Here is a 26,880-nt window from a genome sequence, read left to right on the forward strand (position 1 = left end):
CTTGCTCATGGTCACTTTAGTGGACGGTACTTTTACCGTAACTTTACAAGTAGCTGTCTTTCCGCTGGTGGTCTTTACCGTGATCGTAGCACTTCCTTTTGCCACGGCTGTGACTACACCTGTTGAGGATACCTTGGCTATCTTGGTATTGGAACTGCTCCACTTCAAAGTATCCGTTGTATTACTGGGTGACATAGTCCCTTTCAGGATATAGGTTTTTCCCACATTGATCGACACGGAAGTTTTGCTCATGGTCACTTTGGTGGACGGTACTTTTACCGTAACTTTACAGGTAGCTGTCTTTCCGCTGGTGGTCTTTACCGTGATCGTAGCACTTCCTTTTGCCACGGCTGTGACTACACCTGTTGAAGATACTTTTGCAATCTTAGTATCAGAACTGCTCCACTTCAAAGTATCCGTTGTATTGCTTGGTGACATGGTTCCTTTTAAAGTATAGGTTTTTCCAACATTAACGGAAATGGAAGTCTTACTCATAGTTACTTTGGTAGATGGAATTTTTACTGTCACTTTGCAGGTAGCTGTTTTTCCGCTGGTAGTCTTCACTGTAATCACAGCGCTTCCCTTTTTCACTCCGGTCACCACACCCGAAGAGGATACTTTCGCCACTTTTGTATTTGAACTGCTCCATTTCAGACTGTCTGTACTGTCACTTGGTGACATAGTGCCTTTCAGGGTATATGTTTTTCCCTTATTTAAAGAAACCGAAGTTTTACTTAAAGACACTTTTGTGGAAGGTACTTTTACTGTCACTTTACAGGAAGCTGTTTTTCCACTTCCTGTCTTTACAGTTATCGTTGCTGAACCTCTGGCAACTCCGGTCACAACACCGGAAGTGGAAACTTTTGCCACTTTACTGTTTGAACTGCTCCACTGCAGACTGTCATTTGCACCTGACGGTGACATAGTGGCTTTCAGTGTATATGTTTTTCCTTTGTTCACAGTCACTGACGTCTTGGACAGTGTCACCTTTGTTGCTGCTATTTTCACTGTCACTTTACAGGCAGCCGTTTTTCCACTGGTTGTCTTTGCAGTGATTGTGGCAGTTCCCTTTGCTACTCCGGTCACAACGCCTTTAGATGATACTTTTGCCACTTTTGTATTTGATGAAGTCCATGTTACAGAATCTGTACTGTTGGACGGCGTCAAATCAGGTACCAGAGTATACGTTTTCCCAGTATAAACTGTCGCAGAAGTTTTGTTTAAAGTTATTTTTTCTGCAGGAGATTTCACACTCACTTTGCAGATTGCTGATATACCTCCTGCACTCGCTGTAATTGTGCAGGTTCCGGGCCCCTTAGATGTCACTTTTCCGTTGGACACCTGCGCAACTTTTTCATTGCTTGTTGTCCAGATGACGGTTTTATTCGTTGCATTTTCCGGTGTCACAGATGCTGTCAGCTGTTTTGTTTCATTTAGTTTTGCAAAATTCAGCTGAGCAGCATTTAACTTAACCTCTTTAACCGGTACCAGAATTGTTTTCGGAAGGAATTCCACGGATGCTGTCTGTTCACCGGTAAGCAATGGGTATGACGTAATAATTAAATAATAACTTTTTCCCTTTGTCAGTGATTCTTCCATAGCAAACGCTTTTCCTATATTATTCTGGGTGTCAATCAGTTTCTGCCCTTCTTCATCTACTAACTTAATCTCCACATTCCAGACAGGCTCCAATGTGTTCATATTGATTTTGTAGGCTCCATCCATACTTGGAGTTATTTTATATACCTGTTTCCACCTTGATGCATTTCGTTTAAATTGACTTTTAGCCCCATCTCCCAAATCTATCAGATTTTTCGACTTGGAAATAGCTGTAATTGGAAGTGTTTGTGTGATTTTTTTACCGCAGTAATCAATCCACGTCTTACATTTTCCTGACTTTTCTATTCCGGCCTGCTGTTCTAATCCTACCTGAATTATACTCCTATTCATATAAGGATTATAAACTTCTGTCCAGGAATTTCCATCTGTATCTGTTATTTTAAGCTTTGAACCATAGTAATAGGCCTCAATTGTATCCTGGTTGATATATTCGCCCTGGAATAATTCTTCCTGTCCCTTATTGAGTACTTCAATTTTTTCAAGCCCTGATACTCCGACCGCGCTTAATGAATCACCAGCCTTTCCATTAATACTCAATCGATAGGTTGTGTTTGGTTCCAGCTTAACAATTGCAGGTACATCCTTGCTCGCATAAACCGGCATCAAATGACTAGTGTTGATATAGCCTTTGGAATAAAACTGTAGTCTCACACTTTCTTCTGAGTCTGTAAAAAACCTGTAATAAGGCTTATCAGATGTCCTGAATTTGAAGTAAACCCAGCTCTGTTCCAAGCTCTGTGATTCCCCTATTTTAAATTCTTTCATTTCATATTCTTCTTCAGGAATCACATTAAGTGTACAGTTTATCATTTTATCTAAAAACTTCAGCACGATTGGCTGTTTTCCTATAACTCTCGTTCCCTTGAGGGAAATCAGCTCAAGAGAACCGCCTGTATCCAATACCTCGCCAAAATTTATAGTATCCTTTGAACCATCTTCATAAATGATTACTGCATCTTCTTCCAGACTGTATAAACTGGAATTTTCCATCACTGTAACCGTATTGTTTTTCACCTGGATATCCGCGACTGATTTTTGTGGACAGATGCAGAACTTCTGGTTACTGGTTGTGAAATCCACACTAAAAAAGTACCATTTTCCTTTTTTCAGCCGCATAAGCTTCTGAAATCCCATCTGCTGTGTATAAAGTATGTCAGCTTCGTATCCGGATTCATCTCTTACCGCAGTATATACATCAGAAACATACCAATAGATGCCATCCTTTTGGGGCATGAATTTATACAGTTTACGTCCTTTGCTTTCAGAAGTTTGTATCTCATTTTCCTTAACTTCCTGTGAAATGTCTTTTAAAGACAAAACTTTTATATCAAAAGATGCCGATACATCTCTCCAGCTCACCACTCCTTTATAGTCTCCAGGTTCTGTATTATAAAGAGAGCTTTCTATACCCGGGTAATCAACTGAAAATCCTTCAAAAGCAAGGTCCTCAAGTGCTATATCTCTGCTTGTACCGTCCGAATAAACAGCATGTATTACCAGACCCTCATTCTCCACATTATAATCCCAATCTGCTGCATAAACTGTCTTGTCAGGTTTCCTCTTAATTTCTATCTTGCTGACTTCTTTTACCTTCTCAACAGTGATTTCTACACGCTTGGTTTCAGGAGCAATATAATGCTTCAGATAATATGTGGTTCCCTTTTTTAATTCTGTCTGGCTGCTGCCATCCGCACTCGTAAAACGGGAGGTCTGCGTAATCATATCATAATTCACGCTATATTTATAAATTCCATCTTCCTCCGGCGTAAATTTGTAATAGATCACTTGGCGGTTTACATCTAAGGTATTTTTTCCCAACTTAACTATATCAAGTGGTGCGTTTTCTATTGTACACAGATTCAGTGTTCCGTCTATACTGTGGTCAAGATACGAAGCTGTAACTTTATTATCTTCCCTGCCATTTTGTCTGACTGATATCGTCATGGCAGCTCCGTATTTTCCTTTTTGACCGCTTTTCAGTATTTCTTTTTCTCCGCTTTCATATTCAACATCAACCGCAATTGCATATTCATCACTCCCTGGTCCCCAGTCATCATACAAATAATAATCTTTTATGGAGGATTTATCAAATTGCATGTTTACAATCTTATCAGATATCCTGGAAACCTTTAATTCCACACTGCACTTGTAGCCCGATGTCAAACTAATGAGATATTCTTTTCCCCCTACCAAATCAACTGCCACACCATGATCGAGCCAATCTGTTTTCTCTACAATACAGTTTCCGGTATCATCCCAAATCTGTATACTCTCATCATGATATCCATCTCTTGCAGAGAACACATACTTAGAGGTCTGAGATGGAATAAATCGTACAGTCTTTCTGGCTTCATCCATTAAGAATGGTATTATATTGGTTTCATCTTCCTCCAGCAGAGCTAACTCCCCTGTATCCGCTGGAACACATTCAATATTAAATGTAGTTTCTGCTCCTTTGTAAGAAATTGTTACAGGGTAAGTACCCACTTTTTCCAAAGGAAATCCTACAGTCTGAAAATCTATGGAAACTCCTGAACTATAATTATAAATTGTTTCCCTGGTGCCATCATCATATATAGCTTTTAAATAAAGCTCATCAAAATTAACATTGTCCAGATACTGGCGATATACCGTCTGTATGTTTGAGGTATCTGCCTGCAGGCTGACCACTGTCTTTTCTTTTTCAATCATTACCGCTTGGTCCATGTTTGAACTGTGGGTATCTTGCAACATAAAATAATACGTCTTATCCTTCTCCATTGATTCTATAAGTATATCGCTGCAGTAAGAATCGCCGCAATAGTATTCATATTCAGAATCATATACTGTTATGTTACCGGTCACCCGGAACATCAGACGGTAGTTTCCCGTCTCTTTCGGTACAAACCGTAACACCTGATCCCCTGTCAGAAACTGATATCCCCCTTCTTTCAAGCTGTCAAGACCATCCAGGGAAAGTACCGAAATTGTTACATTCATACTGGCCGTCCCCAGTCTGTATATCATCTGGTAATCTCCTACCGGGAGATTACCCTTTTCATCTTTTAGATTCCACTGATCAAACGGACTCTCCTCTGATAAATTCATACCATATTTCGATGTTTCATATCTGGAAAGGACCTCTTTCTCACCATTTTCATAAATCACTTCATATCTGAGTTCATAATCTTCCAGGCTTTTCTGCAAACCGTAATAATACTCAGTACGCGGAGGTTGTTTGATCTGTAAAGCTTTGATTTCCGGAATTTGACCAGCCGTTATCTTATAATTGCTCTCTTCCCGAAATTCAACTGCCAATATATAAGTTCTGCCGCCTTTAAACTTCAGCAAACCATTATCTGTCCACATGGAATTCAATGCTCCGGCATCTTTCTCCTTCCAGAGCACATGTCTTTCTTCATCCATTTTTATATAATAGTCTTTCGTTTCTGGTGCAGTAAAACTGAAATACTGAAATCCAATCCCCGTTTTTCCTTCTACGGTGTTTCCCGCTTCCAGGTTTATGGGTTCTATTTCAGAAAGAGATTTTATGGTGATCTGTACCTCTTTTACAATAGTACCTATCTGTATTTCTGCTTTATAAATACCCGGCTTTGTCACCTCACCATTGACATCTTTTAATCCCTGATATATTACCTGTGTGCCATATTTATCCTGATTATACTCATCCTTTTTGTAATTTATATATGTAGTTTCTCCGTCCCTGTAGTTAAGCTGCAGCTTCATTCCATCTAAAATTATTTCTCCATCCGTCAATCCCAATATATATGAGGTTTCTACCGGTTCAGAAACAATAGTAACGCTTTCCAGTTCAGGGATTCTTTCCACTCTGGCGACAAAGCTTACATCCTCCTCATACATTTTGCTTATTTCCAGATAGCAGGCTGTTCCGCCGCTTAATGCCAGATTAATCTGTTGGCCATCACAATACTCGTAACCGCCTGTTTCCTGATTATATTTACGGCAGTTCACAGGGTTCTGAAATCTCAGTCCGTAAACGCCGTCCTCTTCCGGTACAAATTGCACATAAGTATTTCCTGCCTCTTCATAGAAAAACTCCTGATCAGTATCTGTCAAAACAGGGACATTTTCACTGCTGATCTCTTCTACCGCTATTTCCAGGCTTACACTTTGTTCCTGAACGGACAATACCATTTCATAGGTACCTGCTTCGCTTGTCCACTCACCCTCACTGCCATCCTTAAGAATCTTTACTCTGAGATAATTACCGTATGAGTCTTTCCAGTCTCCATTCTCTCCAATTTCATCCCATGACATGGTATAGGTACTTCCATCTTCATAGGTCAGTTCCAATTCCAGGTCATTCAGATAATAATTATAATCTAAATTTTTAATGTATTTCTTCTTGACTGGCTCCTGGAGCATGGTAAGTGCTGTTACCTGTGGTACTGATTGTACGATTCCGGCATATTCTCTTAAATTATCGCTTTGAAAACAAATATAATATGTTTTACCGGCATCCATAGGTGCCGACATATCCATAGCATAGTCAGCATCTATCTGTTCAAAATTTTCATCCAATATATAGATATAGGTCCACTCTGAAACGCTTATATTATATTGCCCACTCTTGCTTGGAACTACTTTTTTCCACTCTCTTTTCTCCTTTGACATACCTATGGAAAAATAATTTGCTTCTGTTATCTGAGGAATATTCTCAAGAGGCAGTACCTGGATTTTAACAGGCTCATCCGCCTCCACTTCATCAACGCCTACATGCACATCATAAATTCCCGGCTTAGAGATGATTTCATCCCAATCTGACTCTCTCTGCCAATAATAATTTCCATACTTGTCCTCATCTATATAATTTCCATCCTCATCATAGCCCAGGAACGTGGTATCACCATTATCATATGTGACTCTCAATCCAATTCCTTCTGACGAGAAGCCAAACTGGCGGTCCAGCTCCTGAACATAAGAGGTACTATATGGCTGACGGATAATCTCAACCTTTTCAACCGCAGTTGTCTTTTGTAAAGAAGCCTTGTATAAATTGTCCTCAGAATAATCATAATCTCTGCAGAAACAGACATAGGATTCACCGGCCTCTAATTTCCACCTGGATACTGCCCCCCAATATCCTCCCACAAATGTACCATCAGACTTATACATTTCCAGACGCGTATTATCAAAATTCCGCTCCAATGCATATGTGCCTGTTTCTGAAGGCTTTATTACTGCCCATGTACACCAGTTTCCGGAAGTATCTTTTTCAAACTTCAGTTCTGTATCCTGTTCATATAATACAGGTGCCGTTTCAAACACGTCCTGCGTCTTGATCGGAACTTTTGCCTCGGCATCGCCCAGATGCAGTATTATCTCATATTCTCCCGGCGTCTCCAGCCATCTGCTGTCTTTCTCCAAATACAGCATGTTTCCATAACTGTCCTGAGGACTCTCTGTATAATCAGCAGTTATAGTTTCTGTATGTCCATTACTATAAGATGCCAGAAGTTCAATACCATATATAGAGACATATGGTTCAATCTCCTCGAATCCACAGTAATAACTGGTTCTGTATGGCATGGATATGATTTCCAGAGACTCCACTGTTACCTGCTCATTTGCCAGCATTGTCACACTGTTATCATCTATACTGTCCGTTTCTGCATTCCCTTCTGCATCTTCTGACAATACATCGTTTTTCTTCTCCTGATCATTATCTTCCGATTCACCGGATTCTTCCTTATTCACATCGTTTAACCCTGCTGAATCTGTCTCCTCCTGCTGTACTGTATTCTCCTGTACATTCTGACCATCGGCCCATACATCTGTTGGTATGTAAGTCAATATCATCAGGACAGTCAACATCCAGGCCATAACTCTTTGAAATCTTTTCTTCATCTTTCTTTTCTCCTTTCTCTCCCCTCAAAATACAATTACTGCATAATTCTTATAATCCTCCCTTCGTTTAGAATCCTCTTACATAATTATTAAATATTTATATTAATTATACCACTGGGGTTGGGCAGGTACAAGCAATCGAAAAGTATTTTAATAATATCAGTTTTCAAATTTCAATTATTATGATAAAATAGAACAAAACTTTAATGAGGTACAGTATCTTGAACATTATAATAATTGGTTTGATTTTTTTATTTCAAATATTAGTCTTTTTTTGTTTTGGTTCTCTTTTTTTGCATTTTTTTAAACAGGTACAAAACTCCATTTTCTTTACTTTATCCTGTGGATTCTTTATTAACTTTGCCCTGTTTGAACTTTTTGCTCTTCCCTGTACACTATTACGTCTTCCACTGACTTTTTTAACAGTTATCTGGATGACTTTCTCTTGCATTATTGTTTTACTGGCCATATACTTCTGCCGCAGAGATTGGAAAAGCGCAGTCGTGTGCTCTCCCAAATTTTTCCAAGAAAGCACATGGACACTACTTATATTATTTGCAAGTATACTGATTCAGATGCTGATCGTTTTCACTCATATGGACAACAGTGCTGATGCCAGTTATTATGTTGGAAAAGCAGCAACTGACGTTTATAAAAACAGCCTCGGTCTATTCAATCCCTATACCGGAGCGGAACTGTCACGCTTTAATGTCCGTTACCTGTTTTCCTGTTTTCCTGATTATAATGCAGTCATATCCAAGTTTTTTAATCTGCACGCACTAAAACAGGCTAAAGTCATAATGCCTCAGATAATTATCCTTGTCACTAATATTCTATACTACCAGGTAGGTATGATACTGACCGAAAATAATCGCAAAAAATCAGCACTTTTTGTGTTCTGGATTTTCCTTATTAACCTATACAGCAACACAATTTATACTTCTGCAAATTTTTTGCTCTTAAGAACCTATGAAGGAAAGGCTGTTCTTGCCAATACTATCATTACAGGAATTATCCTGTGCTGTCTGCAGATATACAGAGGAAAAAGTCCTTTGTTTTATAAATTCCTGCTTTTCTTTATCACACTGAGCAGTGTAACTTTCAGCTCTTCTTCCATGCTGATCGTACCACTGGCAGTCAGCGCAGGTTTTCTAACTGTCATATTTATAAAAAAGCAATACCGAAGTCTTGGGTGGTATATCTTATATACTCTTCCAAATTTGATGACAGGATTTATTTATCTGCTTTATACGAAAGGTATACTTTCATTTTCGATTTAGCATTTTAATCATTACACAAATTAAGGAGTTTAGAACATGGGTGATGTAAATATAGATGAGCTCGGCCTTAGTTTTGTCAAGGTCTGTTTAAATAATTACTGGGGCAATATCTGTTTTTTCGGTTTTTTTGCTGCCTGTATTTTATGGTTTTTCTGTCGAAAAAAACACAGTACAAATCTATTCTTGATTTATACCGCGTTTCTGTTTTTGACTATTTATAATCCTATTTTTGTTAAATATATTTTCAGCAAACTTGGTTCTGATAAAATTTATTATAGGTTTTTCTGGCTGCTTCCAGTCAGTCTCTTACTTGGATATTGCTGTATAAATATACTTGATCATACGAAAAGTAAATTAGGTTACTGCGTTATTTCTATTATATTAGTTATACTGGTAACTTTAACGGGAAGTCCTATAAAAAATATTTTCAAAGATCTTTCCATACCTGAAAATCTCTATAAAGTGCCTGACAGTCTGTTAGAGATATGCGATATTATTCACAGGGATTCTAAAGAAGAGAATCCTAAAATTGTGGCACCGGATGTTACCGTTCATATGTTAATCCGACAATATGATCCTTCTTTACAGCTTACCCTTGACAGGGATACCCTGCTTTATCGGTTGGGCAATCCTAATTTTAATATAAATGAAGAAAAAGCCAGTTATAAAACACAGGACGCTATAATGGAGGTTATCTACTATAATGATACTACTCAAACAGACAGCTTTTTGGATGCAATAAAAAACACTGAGACTGACTACATCATTTTAGATGATTCTTCACCTGTAAATGATTTTCTGCAAAAAAACGGTTTTATAAATGTTGGCGTATGTGAAGGGTATGTGGTGTATGAAGCCCCGGTATAGATATAAAGGAAAAGCCAGGGAAAATAATTTCCCTGGCTTTTCCTTTTAAGCATTTTCTGTAAACAAGTCTTCAAATTGATTTACAGCCAACTGATTATATACCTCATAATCTACATTCATCGCTTTAATTTCACCACGCGAAAACGCAAGCATACCTTCATAAATTCCATCAGCGCTAGTTTCAACCAGATATCCTCCATGTTCCTCCATAAATCCTCTTGGCCCTGGAATATCAGTAGAGATTACAGGTATCCCCAATGTATCTGCTTCTAAGACGACAAAAGGCATTCCTTCATATAAAGAGGATAAAATAAACGCATCACACTTCTTTAATACCGACATAGGATTACTCATATAGCGAATTATAATAATTCTTCCACTACTTTTTAAACTCTGTGAGTATTGCAGCGTCTCATTATATAAAGCACCGTAGCTACCTATAATAATTAAATATCCGGTTTTATTTTTTTCATAGTATCTATCAAAAGCTTCTATCAACATTTTATGTCCTTTTTCTACAGAAAAACGACCTATAGTTATAAATTTCTCCTCAGCATTTTCCAAAATACTGTTCAACTCGTCTATTGACACAGTACTAACCGTACTATCATCAAACTCTATTTCTTTTTCACTTTTTCTAATTACTGCTTGATAATCGTGATAATTATTTACAACCTGAATATTATCTGCATTCCCTCCCAATTTAAATGTTGGCTCATATATACCTTTACTAATTGGTACAACCTTATGATATTGGGCATATGCACGTTTGATTGTAAGTTCATGCTGGTTTGATCTGACCTCTAATTCCTTAATCATATCACTATGAACAAATAATATATTTTTTGCATCCGCATTTTGAAATAAGGTGATTAATTTTTCTCCGTAACCAGAATAATGTACTACATATTTATAATCACAACAACCATAGTATTTATAATATTCTCTTGAATAATATCGATCTACATACTTAATTATCCAATCATTCTTTTTACATTTCCTAAAATACAATGCCGTTGCCAATACCTCTAAAAATGTTCTGCCAAAGAAACCTGATATTGGCACAATGCCAACCCAATCTGGCAACTGCTTAACTCTTAAAGGATCCCGCTTTAAATCACCCTTTATAAAGGTCACAAAATAGTTTCTCTTATCTCTATCTATATGCTCCAACAAATTTAAAAATGCAGTTGTTAAACCATTTCGTGCCAATCCCCCACAGCATATTAAAATATTATCCTTTCCATTCCCTTCTATTGTTACTTCCTCAAACACTTTTTCCCCTTTAATTATGTGTTTGCATATACTGGCTGCTGCATCCTTTCTATCATACTGACAATATATTTTTTTAAACTCAGTATCATTATAATTCTTTGGTGTTCTAAGTTCTTTTATCAAATCCGGCACATCATATACCTGAGGAAAGGGTAAATCATCCAGCTCTACATAAATTCCCCTATCGTCAAAATATTCTTCTTTATCATATGCAAAAAGTATTATTTTTTTATCTGAATTAGCAAAGTCAAAAAATACACTTGAGTAATCTGTAACCAGACAATCTACCATATTCAGGATGTCATATGGTTCGTATCCTTCTGGGAATGTAGTTATATGTTGAAACTTACTATAATCAATGGACTTTGCCACAAACGGGTGAAGCCGAACCAAAAAAAGTTCATCTTCATTCAAAATATTATCAAGCTGATTCAGATAATTTTCTAGAATAACAAGCTGATTCTCTGCTTTGACTTTTTCACCTACCCCACGCCATGTTGGCATATAAGCATATACTTTCTTAGTTTCTAATCCAAGCTTCTTCCGTAGTTCCTTTCCTTTTTCAGGGTAAAAGAAAATTGAGTTTCTCGGATATCCTGAACATATTATCTTACCTTTATACAAATTATCCAGACAATAAGCATGAATCATTATGTCTTTCATATAATCGCTTGGATATAGTAAGTAATCTGATACCAAAAAACTTTTTTGAACATTTCCCATTGTGTACGCCTGATTATCAATATCTTTCCCCATTTTTTTTAACGGTGTTCCATGCCATGTGTTTGTTATTATCTGTCCTTCTTTTTTTATAAATTCAAAAGGGAAAGTTGTATCTGTAATTAAATATTTTGCTTTTGCAAGTAATTTATAATGTTTAAATCCTGCTTCTTTTACGATTTTTACGTTTTTTATATTATAACAATTTAATATTTCTTGTAACTGCTCTTTTTTATTATTATTACTTGAAAAATACAACTTATATTCTTTATAGTCAGGAGAATCTGATAATTCCTGTGCCAGTCTAAGTATATTCCCCCCAATATCTTTACCATTTTTTGAATCAAATAAAATCACTTTTTCATTTAATCCAGGCTGATAGTAATAATGAATATACCACGATGAACGTAGTATATTTTTTATTTTTCTTAAATATTTTTTGATCTTCTTTAATATCTTTTTCATCATTTTTTCCTCCGCATAAAATCGTATTTATTCTATCATATTTTTATTTTTATTTCAATCTAATTGCACCAATACCAAGAATATGATATTATAAATACTGTAATTTATTATAAAAGGATGGTATTATGAAAAAGATAATCAAAAAAATTTTAGGGCACTTTAAAAACAAAAACTATTTTTTTAAAAAATTATATGAAACAGCAGCTGAAACTTATATGTATTTTAAATACAAAAAAATACGCAGTCAAAATCCAACCAATAGTAATATAATCATTTTTGAATCTTTTATAGGTAAGCAATACGCCTGCAGCCCTAAGGCGATCTATAATTATGTCATTAATGATCCTCGTTTTTCAAACTTCACTTTTGTATGGGCGTTCAGATCTGGTAAGTTAAAACAAATAAAAAAAGAATTTACAGATCCGCGAACTATTTTAGTCGAGTATAAATCAAAAAAATATTATGAATATTTCTCCAAAGCCAAATATTGGGTGACAAACTGGAGAACTCAGCCTTTTATGACCAAGAAGAAGGATCAAATAGTAATTGAAACTTGGCATGGTACTCCTTTAAAAAAGATAGGTATAGATCTTAAAATAGAAGGAAATGCGACTGCTTCCCAGAAAAAAAGTCATAGGATGTATCTGAATGATGCTAAAGGATATGATTACTTTGTCTCTCCCTCAGAATTTTGTACAAAGGTGTTCACTACAGCTTTTGGTTTGGATCAACTTCATAAAGAACACATTCTTATTGAAACAGGTTATCCCAGGAATGACTTTCTCTTAAATTATAAACCGGACGATATTTATACCATAAAAAAGGAACTAAAGATTCCAACAGATAAAAAGGTTATTTTATATGCACCAACGTGGAGAGATAATCAGTTTGCTTTAGGTGTGGGCAACACTCTGGATGTAGAAAACCATTTTTCTAAATTTATGCAGACTATAAGTGATGATTATGTCATTATCATGAGGCTCCATTATTTAGTAGCATCAAAGATCAATCTATCAGGATACGAAGGGAAAGTTTTTAATTACTCACAGTTAGACGATGTAAACCTTCTCTATGTAATCAGTGATATCCTGATCACTGATTATTCCAGCGTATTCTTTGATTATGCAAATTTACACAGACCCATACTGTTCTATATGTATGATCTAGATGATTATCAAAACAACGTACGTGATTTTTATATAGATTTAAAAGAACTTCCAGGGCCTATTATTAAAACAGAAGAGGCACTTTTAGATGCTGTATATAATATAGATACAATCACTAAACAGTATTCCGCATCATATCAGATTTTCTGTGACACCTATAATTATCTGGATGATGGAAACGCTGCAGAACGAGTGGTCAACACCTGTATCAAACCGGAAGCCTAATAAAAGGCAGAGGATAAATGTGGGCACACATTTACTCTCTGCCTTTTCTCAATTACTCATAAACTCATCATACGCTGTCAGTACTTCATCCGTCTCTCCAATCATCTTCATCTCTCCATCATGGAGCCACAATATACTTGTACACAACTCCTTCAACGTCTGAGTACTATGAGATACGATCAGCACTGTTCTGTCTTTATTAGAAATAAGTTCTTTCATTTTATTATAGCTTTTCTTTTTGAATCTTGCATCTCCAACACTGAGTACCTCATCAATCAATATAATGTCTGCCTCTAATATTGCGGTAATTGAAAATGCAAGTTTTGAATGCATACCACTGGAATAAGTCTTAACTGGCATATCTATAAATTTTCCAAGATTCGCAAATTCAATAATTTCATCCATCTTTTCCCGAACCTGCTCCTCAGAAAATCCCAAAAGCATGCCTGACAATAATATATTCTCCCGTCCTGTGAGCTTCTTCTGAAAACCGACTCCAATAGACAGCAGAGAAACGCTGTTTCCGTGTAAATCTATTATCCCTGAATCAGGTGAAAAAATACCTGCAATGGCCTTAAGCATAGTAGATTTTCCACTGCCATTTTTACCTACAATACCCAGAATCTCTCCTTTCGGCAATGAAAAGGATACTCCACGAACCGCTTCATACACTTCTGTTTTTGCCTTTTTAAACTTCAATAAACTTTGTTTAATAGAAAAAGATTTCAGGCATTTATAAGTAATTCTTAAATCATTAACTTCTAACGCAATTTCCCGCTCCATATTACATCACCTTTACATAACTGTTTTCATATTTATAAATCAGTCTAATCCCCAGTATACATAACAGTATTCCTATTATTCCCCAGACCAGGATAAGTTTACGATAGGGTGCGCCGGAATAAATCATACATCTCCTGGATGATTCCATAAGCATAGAAACCGGATTGCATTTCAGAAGAATACTTCTAAATGGCTCCGGAACACGATCCCCGATTGAATAAAAGATACCAGACATATAAAATACAAGGCGCAGAACAACATTCATAACATTGTAAAGGTCATCCACAAATACACCAAAATGCAGCATGAAACAACATATGCCAAAAGTCAACAGTCCTAAAACCAATAATATTGGAATCATGTATAAAATATTCCATGTTACTGGAATCTGATATATCACCATCATAACGATGACAAGCGCAAACGACACCAACATTTTGAATCCGTTAACCATCATTTTCTGAAGTATCAAAACGAATTTAGGTATATAGACCTTTGTGACAATAGCACTGTTATTACGGACAATTTTCACACTGCCGATAACTGTCTTATTAAAAAAATTCCACAAAGTCAAACCAATGAATACAAATACAGGAAAATACTGAACTCCACTCCGGAATACTATAATTGCAATAAACGTGTATACCAGCATAAACAGCAGCGGGTCCAAAATCCACCACAGCCAATTCAGATATGAACTTGCCACCTCTGCCTTCAAATCTGACTTTGCTGAATATTTTGCGTATTTATAATACTTTTTTAAATCATCTCTAAATCTTTTCATAATTTATAATCCAGCCCGTCAGTGCTTATTTAAATCATTTTTAATCTGTGTCGTTGATATTTCCGGTGTTCTCGGCAGATAAACCACCTCGCAGCCTTCTTCCTTTAGAAAATCAAATTTACCAACCCAATCATCTCCCATAACAAAAGTATCTACATGGTATTCTTTTACATCCGTCTTTTTCTGCTCCCAATTTTCTTCCGGAATAACCAAATCCACGTATCGGATTGCCTCAAGCAGCTGCTTCCTTTCTTCATAGGAAAAATAACATTTTTTTTGCTTTTCATTCCAGTTAAATTCATCGGTAGATAATGCAACAATCAAATAGTCGCCCTGCTGTTTTGCCCGGCGTAATAAGTTAATATGTCCATAATGCAGTAAATCAAATGTACCATAAGTAATTACTCGCTTCATTTTTTATCTCCTTAAACATAGTTTTTTATCAGCCACAACTGAACACTAAAACAATCTTATCGATTATACCACATAAAATACGTCTTTTCAACTCTGTACCCATAATTCAATCAAATCCCCATATATTTAAGAACACCGTGAACCGCGTATGACATAAAAAAAATACAGCTTTTTAAGGGACCATAGCCCATATAACGATATACTTCAAACGTCATACGGGCAGATTTGATTTTATTCCGGGACTTTCCTCCCTGACTGAGACGATATTTTAAATAAGGATAATTGATTCCTGCACAACAGCCATATTTTCTCAATACCTTTAACCATGTTATATAGTCTTCATGGCTATTGTCATAGCACATAGGAAATTCCATTGCCACATCTTTTCTTATCAATACGGAAGAACAATTGATACTATTATGCTTCAGCAGTTTTTTATAAGTAACTTCAGAGGCTACTCCAATTTTTTTACCGGTACTGCTTCCATCTGGTTTCATCAACTCTCTGCCAGTGGAACACATTACACTTCCCGTCTGCTTCATAATCCTCAGCTGTTCCTTCAGTTTTCCTGGTTCCCACCAATCATCTGCATCCAAAAAAGCAATGAATTTACCTTTAGCAGCTTCTACTCCTTTATTACGCGATGCAGCAGCTCCCAAATTACCTTTATTTCTGATTAACTGAAAATCAGAACGTTCCATATATAATTTTAAAATGTCCCGGGTACTGTCAAATGAACAGTCATCAATCACAATCAGTTCCAACGGGACATCCTGTATCCAAACAGATTCTATTGCCTGTTTGATATATTTTTCAGCCTGATATGCCGGCATGATTACCGACACGATTGGTTCGCCTGTCATACTTCTTTCTTTTCCTTTTCTTCCTCGCAGGAGTCCAGCAGTGCATTTTTCTGCGTATCCTCAACCCCCTCTGAAGTTTCTTTCTGAAATAAAATCTTAAAAGTCATCAGCATCAACTTTAAATCCAGAAGAACTGAATAGTTTTCAATATAAAATAAATCTAGTTTTAATTTGTCATAAGGAGTTGTATTATATTTTCCATAAACCTGTGCATAACCGGTCAGTCCGGCTTTTACTTTCAGCCTATAATAGAATTCCGGAATCTCCCTTTGATATTCTCTTAGAATAGCCTTTCTCTCTGGCCTTGGGCCAACAATAGACATATCACCTTTCAAGACGTTAAACAACTGTGGCAGTTCATCAAAATGAAGATTTCTCAATACTTTTCCAACTGGAGTGATTCTGGAATCATTCTTTGAAGCTAATCTGGCCCCATTCTTTTCTGAATCCACACACATACTTCTGAATTTAAAGATACGAAAAACCCTGCCATGCAGTGTCAGACGCTCCTGACGATAAAACACCGGACCCCTGTCATAACATTTAACTGCCGCAGCACATATGAGCATAATGGGGGAAGAGATAATAATTCCGGTAACTGCAACTATAATGTCAATACTTCTTTTTATGATTGCCTGACCGGCAGTCAGCCCCATATTTTTGGATACCAGGAGAGGCGTATCAAATAAATGGATTCTCTCTGTTCCCAGTAAAATAACATCAGATATTTTAGGTGTCACGTAACAACGGACAGAGTGTGCAAAACAATGCTTCAAATATTTGTTGCGAAGCTGAGAAGGCAGATCCCATATAATAACAGCTTCATAGTCATGCATCATTTTATATATTTCTTTATCGCCTGCACTGATATGCACTTTACCGCTGATATCATATTTATCTTTTCTGGAATTCATTTTCTTGATCAATTCATCCGGTGCTCTGTCACCATAGATGACCAGCATTCTTCGCGCCTTATATATTTTTGAATAAATATAGCCGGATCCCAGTGTCCAGAATACTATGATCACGATATCCAATAACGTTATTATAAAAAGAGGTCCCGGAGATAAAAACCAACGATTGATCAGTGTAATCTGTAAATATGCTACTACATTAGTACACAAAGTTGCCAGGGTAAGAGAGTACATAATATCAAGCTTCTTTAGGTATCCTACTCTCAGCCCTCCATATAATCTTGAAAATAGAATCAAGATCAGTGCATAAAGAGCTATTAAAGCCCAATTTCCCTTATTCCAGAAAGGTTCAAATATTAAATTGCGATAATACTTATACCAGATAATTCCAAATAAAGATGTCTGTGCAACGACGACCAAAGCCGTCAGTATAAAAACAAGAATTCTTTTGTAAAAGTCTGACGCTTTCAAAGTACGACCTCTTCTCTTTCTGTAATGTCAATTTTCTATCTTCAGCAGTATACCACAATTCTATAGCTAATGCAATTTACTTTATTCTGTCAATAACTCCTCAAATTTCCTAGTGCTCTCCTGGTTTAGCTGTTCATAATCCACATTCATAGGAGAAATCTTTTTCTGCGTGAACATTTTCATCCCCTGCAAAATTCCCTCTTCGCTGTCCTCTAACAAAATCCCTCCATGCTGCCTCAAAAAGCCACTGGGACCCGGTACATCACAGGCCATTACAGGTATTCCCAGTGTATCCGCCTCCAGTAGAACAAGTCCCAGCCCTTCATAATAAGAAGATAACAAAAATAAATCACATTTTTTCAAAATTGGCATAGGATTGCGCAATGATTTGATTAATATTATATGATCAGATGCCGCAGTAGCTCGCGCCAATTCCACAGTTTTACCGTAGAAATCACCGGTTCCTCCTATAATAATCAAATAAGACTCTTTCTGTTTCAGCCAGTATTGTTCAAATGCCTTTATCAAACGGTCATGTCCCTTCTCTGGAGAAAATCTTCCCATATTTATGAACTTTACGGATTTGTTATTAAAAACCTGTTCTAACTCTTCCTTCGTCTTTGTAGACAGAGTATTCTTATCAAAAGTTATCGGTAATTGACTGCGCTTTATTACATTTTCATAATCATGGCAATTACCAATCACACGTATATTATCTTCTTTTTTACTGATTCGTATAGTCGACTGCCGAATGTCCTCACTGACAATCACAACATTATTATAAGATCTGTATACATCTTCCAGCAAATACCGGGACTGATTTTTTCTTATGGCTATTTCCTTCTCCATGTCATTATGAACCCAGATTGTTTTTGTACATGGTGCCTCTTCAATCAGAGATGTTATATATGCTTCATAACCATTGTAATGAACTGCATGAGCAAATCTTACATTTCCAAAATGTTTCTTCCACTCCCGCTGATATGCACAATGCAGTCTATTTTTTACCCAATGGCTTTTACAGCCCAATTTTATATACAAAAGCTGCGCAGCACCTGTCAATACATCCATATTCATCTCACTGGCGATTGGAAACACTCCCAATTCTCCGGGTATTTTTTTCGTGCGCTCAGGTTCTGCTTTTACTGACTGCATCCGAAAAGAAATATAATAATTATACCTGCTTTTATCCACATACTTCATCATACTGCAGAATGCGGTAGTGATTCCATTCTGATTTAAATCACCTGCATATATTAGAATATTTTTTCTGCCGTTTTTTTTCATTTTGCCAACCATACAGCAATTCTCTTCTAAAAATACCTGTCTGCAGATTTTATCTGCTGCATCTCTGCTCTCATAAGTTCCATATTTCATAAGAAACTCACTGTCCGCACTGCCGGAATCATTTCTCAATTCTCGTATGACATCATCCACAGTCTCCGCTATGGAAAAAGGATAGTCCTTTATATTTTCATACATCCCTCTTTCCATGATATACTCTTTATAATCATAAGCAAAAAGTATGATTTTCCTTTTGGTAATAGCAAAATCATACATCACACTGGAGTAGTCTGTAATCAGGACATCACACGCATTTAAAACTTCATAAGAGTCAAATTCCACAGGTATGGGTTTAATATGTGAATATTGACTGATCTCAATCTGGTCCTGAATAAATGGATGTACCTTTATCAGTAAAATCTGTTCGTCAGAAAGTCTGCGGTCCAGCTCATACAAGTGCTGATGTATCCTTGTTCCAAACCCTTTCACTTCAATCTTGTCCGCTTTGCCGCGAAATGTGGGCATATACATAATCAACTGCTGCCCTTTATACCCCAGCTTTTCTTTCATATCCTCTCCGCTTTCACGCGAAAAAAATATGCTGTTTCTGGGATATCCCTCATGAAGTATCCTTCCCTCATAAAGATTGTCCAGCATATACGCCTCTGACATTTTTTCTTCCATATATACATTGGGAAATAAGAGATAGTCTGCTGCCAGTAAATTTCGCATTACATTTCCCATACTGTACACTTCATCTACATTATCTCTTCCCATCCTTTTCAGAGGGGTTCCATGCCAGACATTGAGATAAATCTGCTTCTCTTTTTTAATAAACCTTCCCGGAAAACTTGTATCGTTAACCAGATATTTCGCCTTCGACAAATAAAAATAATACTGAAGACTGCCTGTCTCTACTATCTTATTCACATGCAGATCATAGTTTTTAAGTTTCTGTATGATCGTTTTTTTTGAAGTTTTATTTACAGCTAATATCCGCTTAAATTTGTTATATTTGTCTTTTTCCAATTCTCTGCAAAGAACAAAAATATTTCCTTCCAGTGCTTTACCGCCTCTTGATTCCAAAAATATCATATTGGAGTCCAGCGGTACATGTTCATAAAAACTATTATAAAAAGGATACCATGTGCCGCTTTTCAGCTTTTTTAACACTTTAATAAATGTCTGCATTTGATTTTCCTCTCGGATAAAAACTATTATTTGTTTTTTATATCATGCAATATATAATCACATATCTTATTACTGCAGGGCTCTTTCAACTGATTAAAGTAAGAATTACATTTCTCTCTCTCGGAATCATATCCATCCTGACCGGCTAAAGCCTTCCCCACACAATTCAAAAATTCCTTTTGACTTTCCGGTTTTGGCCCGGGAGTTACTTTTCCATATGGAAAATTCATTCCTCGTTTCCTGAGATATTCTTTTTGATCATAAGGAAGAAATATGATCGGCTTATTCAGTAGTAGATAATCCAGATAGATGCTTGAATAGTCCGTTATCAATACATCAAAACAATTCAGCCATAGCGCAATATCCTCAATCACGTCTTCATTCATGAAATGAATATGGGTACCGGCGTACTTTTCTGTTCCACCCTGTTCCTTTAAATGCATCCTTATACAAATATGACAGTTTATTTTCTGAAGAAAGCTCTCCATTTCCTTTTTATCATAATCCGGGAAAGGAAACAACTCCGTATCTCCATACTCTCTGTAGGTTGGGGCATACAAAATAAGAGAAGCCCCTTCTTCTATCTTCATAGTCTGCAAAACTTCACTTTTTGCGGGTGTCTCCCACAAAACGTCATTTCTTGGCTGGCCCCATATTTTTATACATTCCTCCGGCACTGCAAAACTTTTTGACATGACAGGTACAAGATGTGTACTTGTTGTTAAAATATAAGTATATTTACTGGAAAACACATGCTTAAAATAGAACCGGCGGAAAAAGCTTTGCTTCTCCTCCATCAATACTATTTTTTTCAAAGGAATCCCATGCCACAAGTTTACAACTATGCGGTCCGGGTTTCCTTTCCACTCATATACAGGAAGGCCGGCAGAAGTAAACCAGACACCTGCACTCAGTATCAATCTCATTCCTTCACTGCAAAGACCGTCAATAAAAAATCCCTCACCATATTGTTCTGACAACTGCTGCCGCTTTTTTTTGTCATTGATAACAAATACCGGCTTGATGTCCGGAAGTGTATCCCTTACATATAAAAACAAATATTTAGAATTATAATTAAAATTACAATTGTCAACAGATGAAAATACCCAAATATGAAAATCAAGCTCCTGTCTTTTATACAATTGCGCTTTCAATATATTTTCTACCTTTTGCAGCATTTCAGAATCCCCACTCAACTTTATATATTTCTATCATACACATGGATTACCATGCGCTGTCTACAATTTTTTCAAAATATTCCTATACAATTCCATCTGTATTTTTAAATAACGTTTCCCTTTTCCGTGTATACAGGATACCTTTTTGTCTCTGTTCTTCCCGGAAATCTCAAACCCATTTTTTATCCCCGCAATATACTCTCTTCCAAACCCCTTAACAGCAAAAAAAACTGCCTTCACTCCAAATCCCACTGCAAACAGCGGCAAATTCAGCACGATCTGCCAAAGCGGCATGTTTTTATATATCATGTACACATTGTTCCTGGAAGAATATCTGACTTTAAAAAGATTATACCTGGAGCCGCTGGTACCGCTTCCCACATGGTATACGCGTGCTGTGGGACAAAACCAGTTTTCATATCCATAAAGCCTGGCCCTGTACCCAATGTCCAGGTCTTCCAGATAGGCAAAATGCTCCTCATCAAAGTATCCGATTTCGTTTAAAATACTTTTTCTATAGATAGCAGCTCCCGCACAGGAGGCAAATATCTTCTTTCGCTTATTATAATTTTCCTCCGGCTTACCTTTACCGTCGGCAAAAGCCCATCCAAGGGCACAATAATAATTTCCGGCATCATCTATCCTGTTGTAATCATGCATCTGCAGCATTTTTGCCTGACACGAAAAAATATCAGGACTTTTTTTAATGTCCTGAACTAAAGCCTGAATAAATCCCTCCTGGACGATAGTATCATTATTCAAAAGCAGTATATATTTTGCCTGAGAACTGTGTATTCCCACATTGACCGCCCCACAGAAACCTGTATTCTCTTTTAGAGCGATCTGTCTGACCTGCGGATAATTTCGGCTGAGATATGGAATACTGCCGTCTTCTGACCCATTATCCACCACTACGATTTCAAATGAAGGAAAATCCTGCATGAGCAATGCGTCCAAACAGTCTTTTAAATATTTTTTTCCATTAAAATTAGGAATAATTACAGATACTTCATACATGTTTTTCGGAAACCTTTCCGACACAGTCTTAGAATAAGACTGTGTCCTGAGATTTTTATTCTTTTGGCCGCAGGGAATAGTTCCATTTTGTAAGAGAAAGATTTTTATTATAGTAAGGATCCCCTTCTTTTAAAAGTGTTTCCCACCGGCAGCGCATGAACTCAATCTCACTCTGAAATCTGCGCACCTTCTCTTTGCTGTCCTCTGTCCCACGGCTCTTTGATTCATAATGATACAGCTCTGCAAAAGGATCATAAACAACCAAATATCCTTTCCGGCGTACACGAAGGCAAAAATCCACGTCATTAAATGCGACTGTCAATTTTTCCTCAAATCCATTGACTTCAAAAAACACTTCGCGTTTTACCATCATACAGGCAGCCGTGACCGCACTTAAATCCTGCTGCAGGGAAGCCTTATGCAGATAACCGGTACGCTCTCCCGGCATGTTGACGAACATATGTCCGGCGATTCCACCGATACCGATGATTGTACCTGCATGCTGGATGGTTCCATCCGGATAATACAATTTTGCTCCCACAATCCCTGTATCCGGCCTTTGGCAGTGTCCGAGCATCTCTTCCATCCAATTAGGAGAAATCACTTCCATATCATTATTTAAAAACAGAAGATATTCTCCTTTTGCTTTTGATGCCGCATAATTATTGATCGCAGAGTAATTAAATGGCTTCTTCCATTTTAGAAGACGTATTCTGTCCTGTCTGCTCAGTTCACGATAATATGAAAAAATCTCCTCTGTCTCACTATTATTTTCCACAATAAGGATTTCAAAATTTTCATATGTTGATTTCTCAAAAATGGAGTCTATACACTTTTTCAAAGCTTCCTTCTCGTCTTTATTAGGGATGATAATGGAAACCAGAGGAGACTCCTTCACCTGATACTCCACTCGATAAAAACCATAGTCTTTTGTATGGCTGACCTTTCCGTTAAGACCACTGCGCTTTAAATTGCCTTCAATTGCCCGCTTTCCCGCTTCATAGGCATACATTTTGCTGGCCGGATTATCCGCTGTGGAAGCCTGATGAGTCCGCCAATGATACAAAATTTCCGGTATATGATGTATTTTTTCAGCGCTCTCAACACATCGGAATATAAAATCATAGTCCTGGGCACCATCAAATTCACTGCGGAAACCGCCTGTCCGTTCCATGATTCCGCGTCTTACCACAAACAGGTGACAGATATAATTATTCGCCCGAAGCAGATCCGGATTAAAATCCGGCTTCAGATGAGGCTGAAAATGTTCCGACAGATCTGCCCTCACCTTATCTTCATCCGTGTAGATCACATCAATGTCCCGATCTTTTTCCAAAGCTGACGCGATTTCATACAGAGCATTAGGGGCAAGCAGATCATCATGGTCCAGAAGTCCAATGTAATCACCTGTGGCCATGGCGAAGGCCGTATTAGTATTCTCTGCGATTCCAAGATTCTTGTCCAGTTTCTTCCACACAATTCTGCTGTCAAAAGAGGAATATTCTTTCAGTGTAAATTCCATGGAGGCATCTTCCGGACTGGCATTGGCTATACACAGTTCCCAGTTGCTGTAGGTCTGCTCTCTCAGAGAATCCATCATTTCCCGCAGAAATTTTTCAGGTGTTTTGTATGCCGGTACCACAATGCTAATCTTAGGAGAATATTTCCATACCCGTTTCCGCTGTTTATCTAAATCTGCTTCTGTGGGACGGTAAGCTTCATACCAGGGACCATACGGAACCTCTTCCGGTTCAAATCTTTCGTGCAGACGAATCCAAAATTCCTTCGGTCCATAATGTTTTAAATAGCGGTACCCCTTCTGTATGGTATACGGAGAAAGCTTTTTCAAAATTCTTCCCCACTCCAGTTTTCCTTTAGACATAACTTTTACCTCTGCAAATTCCATTCTTTTGGGCAGATTTACCCGTCCTTTTACTTATATACCCGTACATTCTACCACATTTTCTGTTTAAAGGGAACCTCGAATGTGCTATACTAAAGAAGATTGAGTTTAAACGGTTACTGTTCACGGAGTGAACAGTAACTAGAAATACAAGGAGGTCATATTTTGAAACTGGATAAAAAACTCTCTTTTGTTATTCCCTGCTATTATTCGGAAAAAACAATTTCTCTTGTTGTAGATGATATTTTCAAAGCATTTCCAAAAGAGGATTATCAATTTGAGATCATATTGGTAAATGACGGCTCCAAGGACAATACCTTCTCCGTGATCAAAGGTCTGGCAGATAAATTCCCGCAGGTCATTGCCGTGAATCTGGCCAAGAATTTCGGTCAGGATGCTGCTCTGATGGCCGGATACACTTATGCCACAGGAGACTATATCATTTCCCTGGATGATGACTGCCAGAATCCTCCGATAGAGGCTCATAAACTGATCGCGAAAATAGAAGAAGGATATGATGCTGTGTTTGGAAAATATCATGTAAAGCAGCACAGTGCCTTTAAAAACTGGGGAAGCCGCCTGAATGATAAGATGGCTACCATGCTTCTGAAAAAGCCAAAGGACCTTACCTTATGCAGTTATTTTATCATGAATTCCTTTGTAAAAGATGAGATGCTGCGTTATGACAGTGCCTTCCCTTATATATGGGGACTTATCCTGCGCACAACAGATCACATTACCAATGTTTTTATTGATCATAAAAAACGTGAAGTTGGTACAACTACTTTCACCCTCGGAAAACTGATCATGCTGTGGCTGAATGGTTTTACCTCTTTTTCTGTAAAACCCTTGAGGATCGCAAGCTTTTTCGGAGGGTTCTTTGCATTCCTTGGTTTTTTGCTCACTATCATTATGGTAATCCGCCAGTTTATCTGTCCGGAACCGATCATCGGCTGGACTTCTCTCATGTGTGCCCTGCTCATTGTCAGCGGTCTGAATATGCTCATGCTGGGGTTGATGGGAGAATATATCGGAAGGATTTTTATCAGTCAGAATAAATCGCCTCAGTTTGTTGTACGTCAGCTGTACCGTCAGGAAAAGCCTGAAAAGGATGAGGATTAAGAAGAAGCCGTACGCGGAATGATATGCGTACGGCTTCTTTTTTAACTGTAATTAGGTTTAAATACAAAATAATATACAGCGACAGCGGAAATGATATATAAAACACTCAGTATAATATAAGTCCATTTTCTGTATATTTCTTTTTTCACAAACCTGTCCATTATGTTTTCATATCCCAGCGTGATAAAATACATAAAAGGTATCAACATTGGCATAAGATAACGCCCCTGGGCCTGGAATTCACTGGAATATGCATATTTTACCAAAAGAATAAAGGGAATCACCATGGCGATGAGCATACAAATGTGAAATAGATTCTTTGTATCCCATCTGCGCTCTTTTCTGATGGTTATAAACAGAGTGGTTCCTGATTTATCCCTTCTGCGTCTTACTTCTTTTTCCTTACCGCTTACAAAAAACTGCTGTCTGATACAGAGCAACATTCCCAATATTCCAACCGCATATACCAGGCAATAGACTGCTGACCAGATTCTGGGCATAAATATATCCATAAAACCAAATGTTCCGACAAAACTGACCGCAACTGTTGTCAGCCAATTGCATTTCCATTCTCCGGGAATCCAAAAAAACATATCTGTAATACCCATTCCCATCTTTTGCGGCGTCATGCGGTTAGAGGGCTTCAAATCCTCCCTGGCATACAGTTCTGCATATTCCGAAGATGTATTCATCCCCAAAATATCTCCGTGATAGAGAATGCCGTTTCGAATAAACCACCAGCCTGTCAGAAGTATAATGACCACTGTGATCAGTATCCCGAGAGACAGCATTTTCTTATAGTTCCAACGCTTCCCTTCACATAACAGAATGCTGCCGCAGAAAAAGAACACGCTGCACAGAATAAAGCCATAGGCATTATAATAAGACAATGCACAGACTGACAATGCTGCTCCTAATTCTATACAGACTTTCACATTCCAGCCTTTATCCATGGCCTTTATCCAGCACCAAACGATCCATGCCGCAGAAAATACCGCAATGGAATCTGTATTGATATAAGAGTGAATAAACACAGCCCCCGGTAAAAAGCAGACAAGAACGGTAAAAAATACTGCAGCTTCTTTTTTAAACATCCGCTTTCCTATTTTAAGTGTCAAAAATGCAGTAGCAGTACCGAAAAACACATTTACGAGCCTTGCCGCAATTACAGGTGCCATCTCTGCTGCTGATAACAAAGATGCTGCTTTCCCCAGTATTGCCCCCATTATATATGGAAGTATAGGATTGAAAGCATAGGAAATGCCCCAAAATTCATTCCTGATCTCAGGGTCTCCACCGTGAGGCAGGCTGCCATGTTTCATAATATATTCCACGATCTGATAGCGCATTCCTTCATCTGGGGATGCATTCAGAGGCTGTATCACTGCCCAGCAGAGCAAAAATATAAATACTGTCCCCAAAAACAGAATCTCAGGTAACTTCTTTCTTATCATGGGTCTCCTTAACATT

Annotated in this window: 16 protein-coding genes; 4 read left to right on the top strand and 12 right to left on the bottom strand. The window is 37.5% G+C overall.

From position 1 onward, the window contains the following. On the bottom strand, positions 1-7,488 hold a 7,488-nt coding region (locus V8Q34_RS24390; RefSeq protein WP_335836490.1), incomplete at its 3' end, for an Ig-like domain-containing protein. A 221-nt stretch (positions 7,489-7,709) separates the two neighbouring features. Between V8Q34_RS24390 and V8Q34_RS24395 the strand changes: the two genes are divergently transcribed. Continuing rightward, positions 7,710-8,768, top strand: coding sequence for a DUF6077 domain-containing protein (locus tag V8Q34_RS24395; protein WP_156120891.1), 1,059 nt, complete (start codon positions 7,710-7,712; stop codon positions 8,766-8,768). Between the two features lie 36 nt (positions 8,769-8,804). After that, positions 8,805-9,635, top strand: coding sequence for a hypothetical protein (locus V8Q34_RS24400; RefSeq protein WP_335836491.1), 831 nt, complete (start codon positions 8,805-8,807; stop codon positions 9,633-9,635). 45 nt (positions 9,636-9,680) lie between these two features. Here V8Q34_RS24400 and V8Q34_RS24405 read toward each other — a convergent pair whose 3' ends face one another. Further along, on the bottom strand, positions 9,681-12,098 hold the full coding sequence (locus tag V8Q34_RS24405) for a glycosyltransferase (RefSeq protein WP_335836492.1): 2,418 nt from the start codon (positions 12,096-12,098) through the stop codon (positions 9,681-9,683). 122 nt (positions 12,099-12,220) lie between these two features. Here V8Q34_RS24405 and V8Q34_RS24410 point away from each other — a divergent pair, with 122 nt between their 5' ends. Next, positions 12,221-13,486 (top strand): CDP-glycerol glycerophosphotransferase family protein, encoded by a 1,266-nt coding sequence (locus tag V8Q34_RS24410; protein ID WP_335836493.1) that lies wholly within the window; start codon positions 12,221-12,223, stop codon positions 13,484-13,486. Between the two features lie 48 nt (positions 13,487-13,534). Here the strand turns inward: V8Q34_RS24410 and V8Q34_RS24415 are convergent, their stop codons facing one another. The 9 genes from V8Q34_RS24415 to V8Q34_RS24455 all read right to left on the bottom strand — a co-directional run bounded on the left by V8Q34_RS24415 (position 13,535) and on the right by V8Q34_RS24455 (position 24,267). After that, positions 13,535-14,269, bottom strand: coding sequence for an ABC transporter ATP-binding protein (locus tag V8Q34_RS24415; protein ID WP_227211689.1), 735 nt, complete (start codon positions 14,267-14,269; stop codon positions 13,535-13,537). A 1-nt stretch (position 14,270) separates the two neighbouring features. Next, positions 14,271-15,053 carry an ABC transporter permease gene (locus V8Q34_RS24420; protein ID WP_227211688.1) on the bottom strand — a complete coding sequence of 261 codons (783 nt, stop codon included), beginning with the start codon at positions 15,051-15,053 and terminating at the stop codon, positions 14,271-14,273. Between the two features lie 18 nt (positions 15,054-15,071). Then, positions 15,072-15,467 carry a glycerol-3-phosphate cytidylyltransferase gene (gene tagD, locus V8Q34_RS24425; RefSeq protein ID WP_227211687.1) on the bottom strand — a complete coding sequence of 132 codons (396 nt, stop codon included), beginning with the start codon at positions 15,465-15,467 and terminating at the stop codon, positions 15,072-15,074. Between the two features lie 110 nt (positions 15,468-15,577). Then, complete coding sequence (locus V8Q34_RS24430) at positions 15,578-16,330, bottom strand: glycosyltransferase family 2 protein (protein WP_227211686.1); 753 nt, start codon at positions 16,328-16,330, stop codon at positions 15,578-15,580. After that, positions 16,327-17,715, bottom strand: a complete 1,389-nt coding sequence (locus V8Q34_RS24435) for a sugar transferase (protein WP_317430648.1) — start codon at positions 17,713-17,715, stop codon at positions 16,327-16,329. The genes V8Q34_RS24430 and V8Q34_RS24435 overlap by 4 nt, the downstream gene beginning before the upstream one ends. An 81-nt stretch (positions 17,716-17,796) precedes the next feature. Next, entirely contained in the window at positions 17,797-20,190 is a 2,394-nt protein-coding gene (locus V8Q34_RS24440) for a glycosyltransferase (protein WP_335836494.1), read from the bottom strand. 26 nt (positions 20,191-20,216) lie between these two features. Continuing rightward, on the bottom strand, positions 20,217-21,368 hold the full coding sequence (locus V8Q34_RS24445; RefSeq protein WP_335836495.1) for a CDP-glycerol glycerophosphotransferase family protein: 1,152 nt from the start codon (positions 21,366-21,368) through the stop codon (positions 20,217-20,219). 60 nt (positions 21,369-21,428) lie between these two features. Then, positions 21,429-22,385, bottom strand: coding sequence for a glycosyltransferase family 2 protein (locus V8Q34_RS24450; protein WP_335836496.1), 957 nt, complete (start codon positions 22,383-22,385; stop codon positions 21,429-21,431). Between the two features lie 55 nt (positions 22,386-22,440). After that, on the bottom strand, positions 22,441-24,267 hold the full coding sequence (locus V8Q34_RS24455; protein ID WP_335836497.1) for a glycosyltransferase family 2 protein: 1,827 nt from the start codon (positions 24,265-24,267) through the stop codon (positions 22,441-22,443). Positions 24,268-24,453: 186 nt separating this feature from the next. Between V8Q34_RS24455 and V8Q34_RS24460 the strand changes: the two genes are divergently transcribed. After that, positions 24,454-25,410: a glycosyltransferase family 2 protein gene (locus tag V8Q34_RS24460; protein WP_033143059.1), complete on the top strand. Its 957-nt coding sequence runs from the start codon at positions 24,454-24,456 to the stop codon at positions 25,408-25,410. Between the two features lie 41 nt (positions 25,411-25,451). Here V8Q34_RS24460 and V8Q34_RS24465 read toward each other — a convergent pair whose 3' ends face one another. Then, positions 25,452-26,864, bottom strand: coding sequence for an ArnT family glycosyltransferase (locus V8Q34_RS24465; RefSeq protein ID WP_227211680.1), 1,413 nt, complete (start codon positions 26,862-26,864; stop codon positions 25,452-25,454). Between the last annotated feature and the right edge of the window lie 16 nt (positions 26,865-26,880).

Source organism: Blautia sp. JLR.GB0024 (assembly GCF_037000545.1).
GTDB lineage: Bacteria > Bacillota > Clostridia > Lachnospirales > Lachnospiraceae > Blautia > Blautia celeris.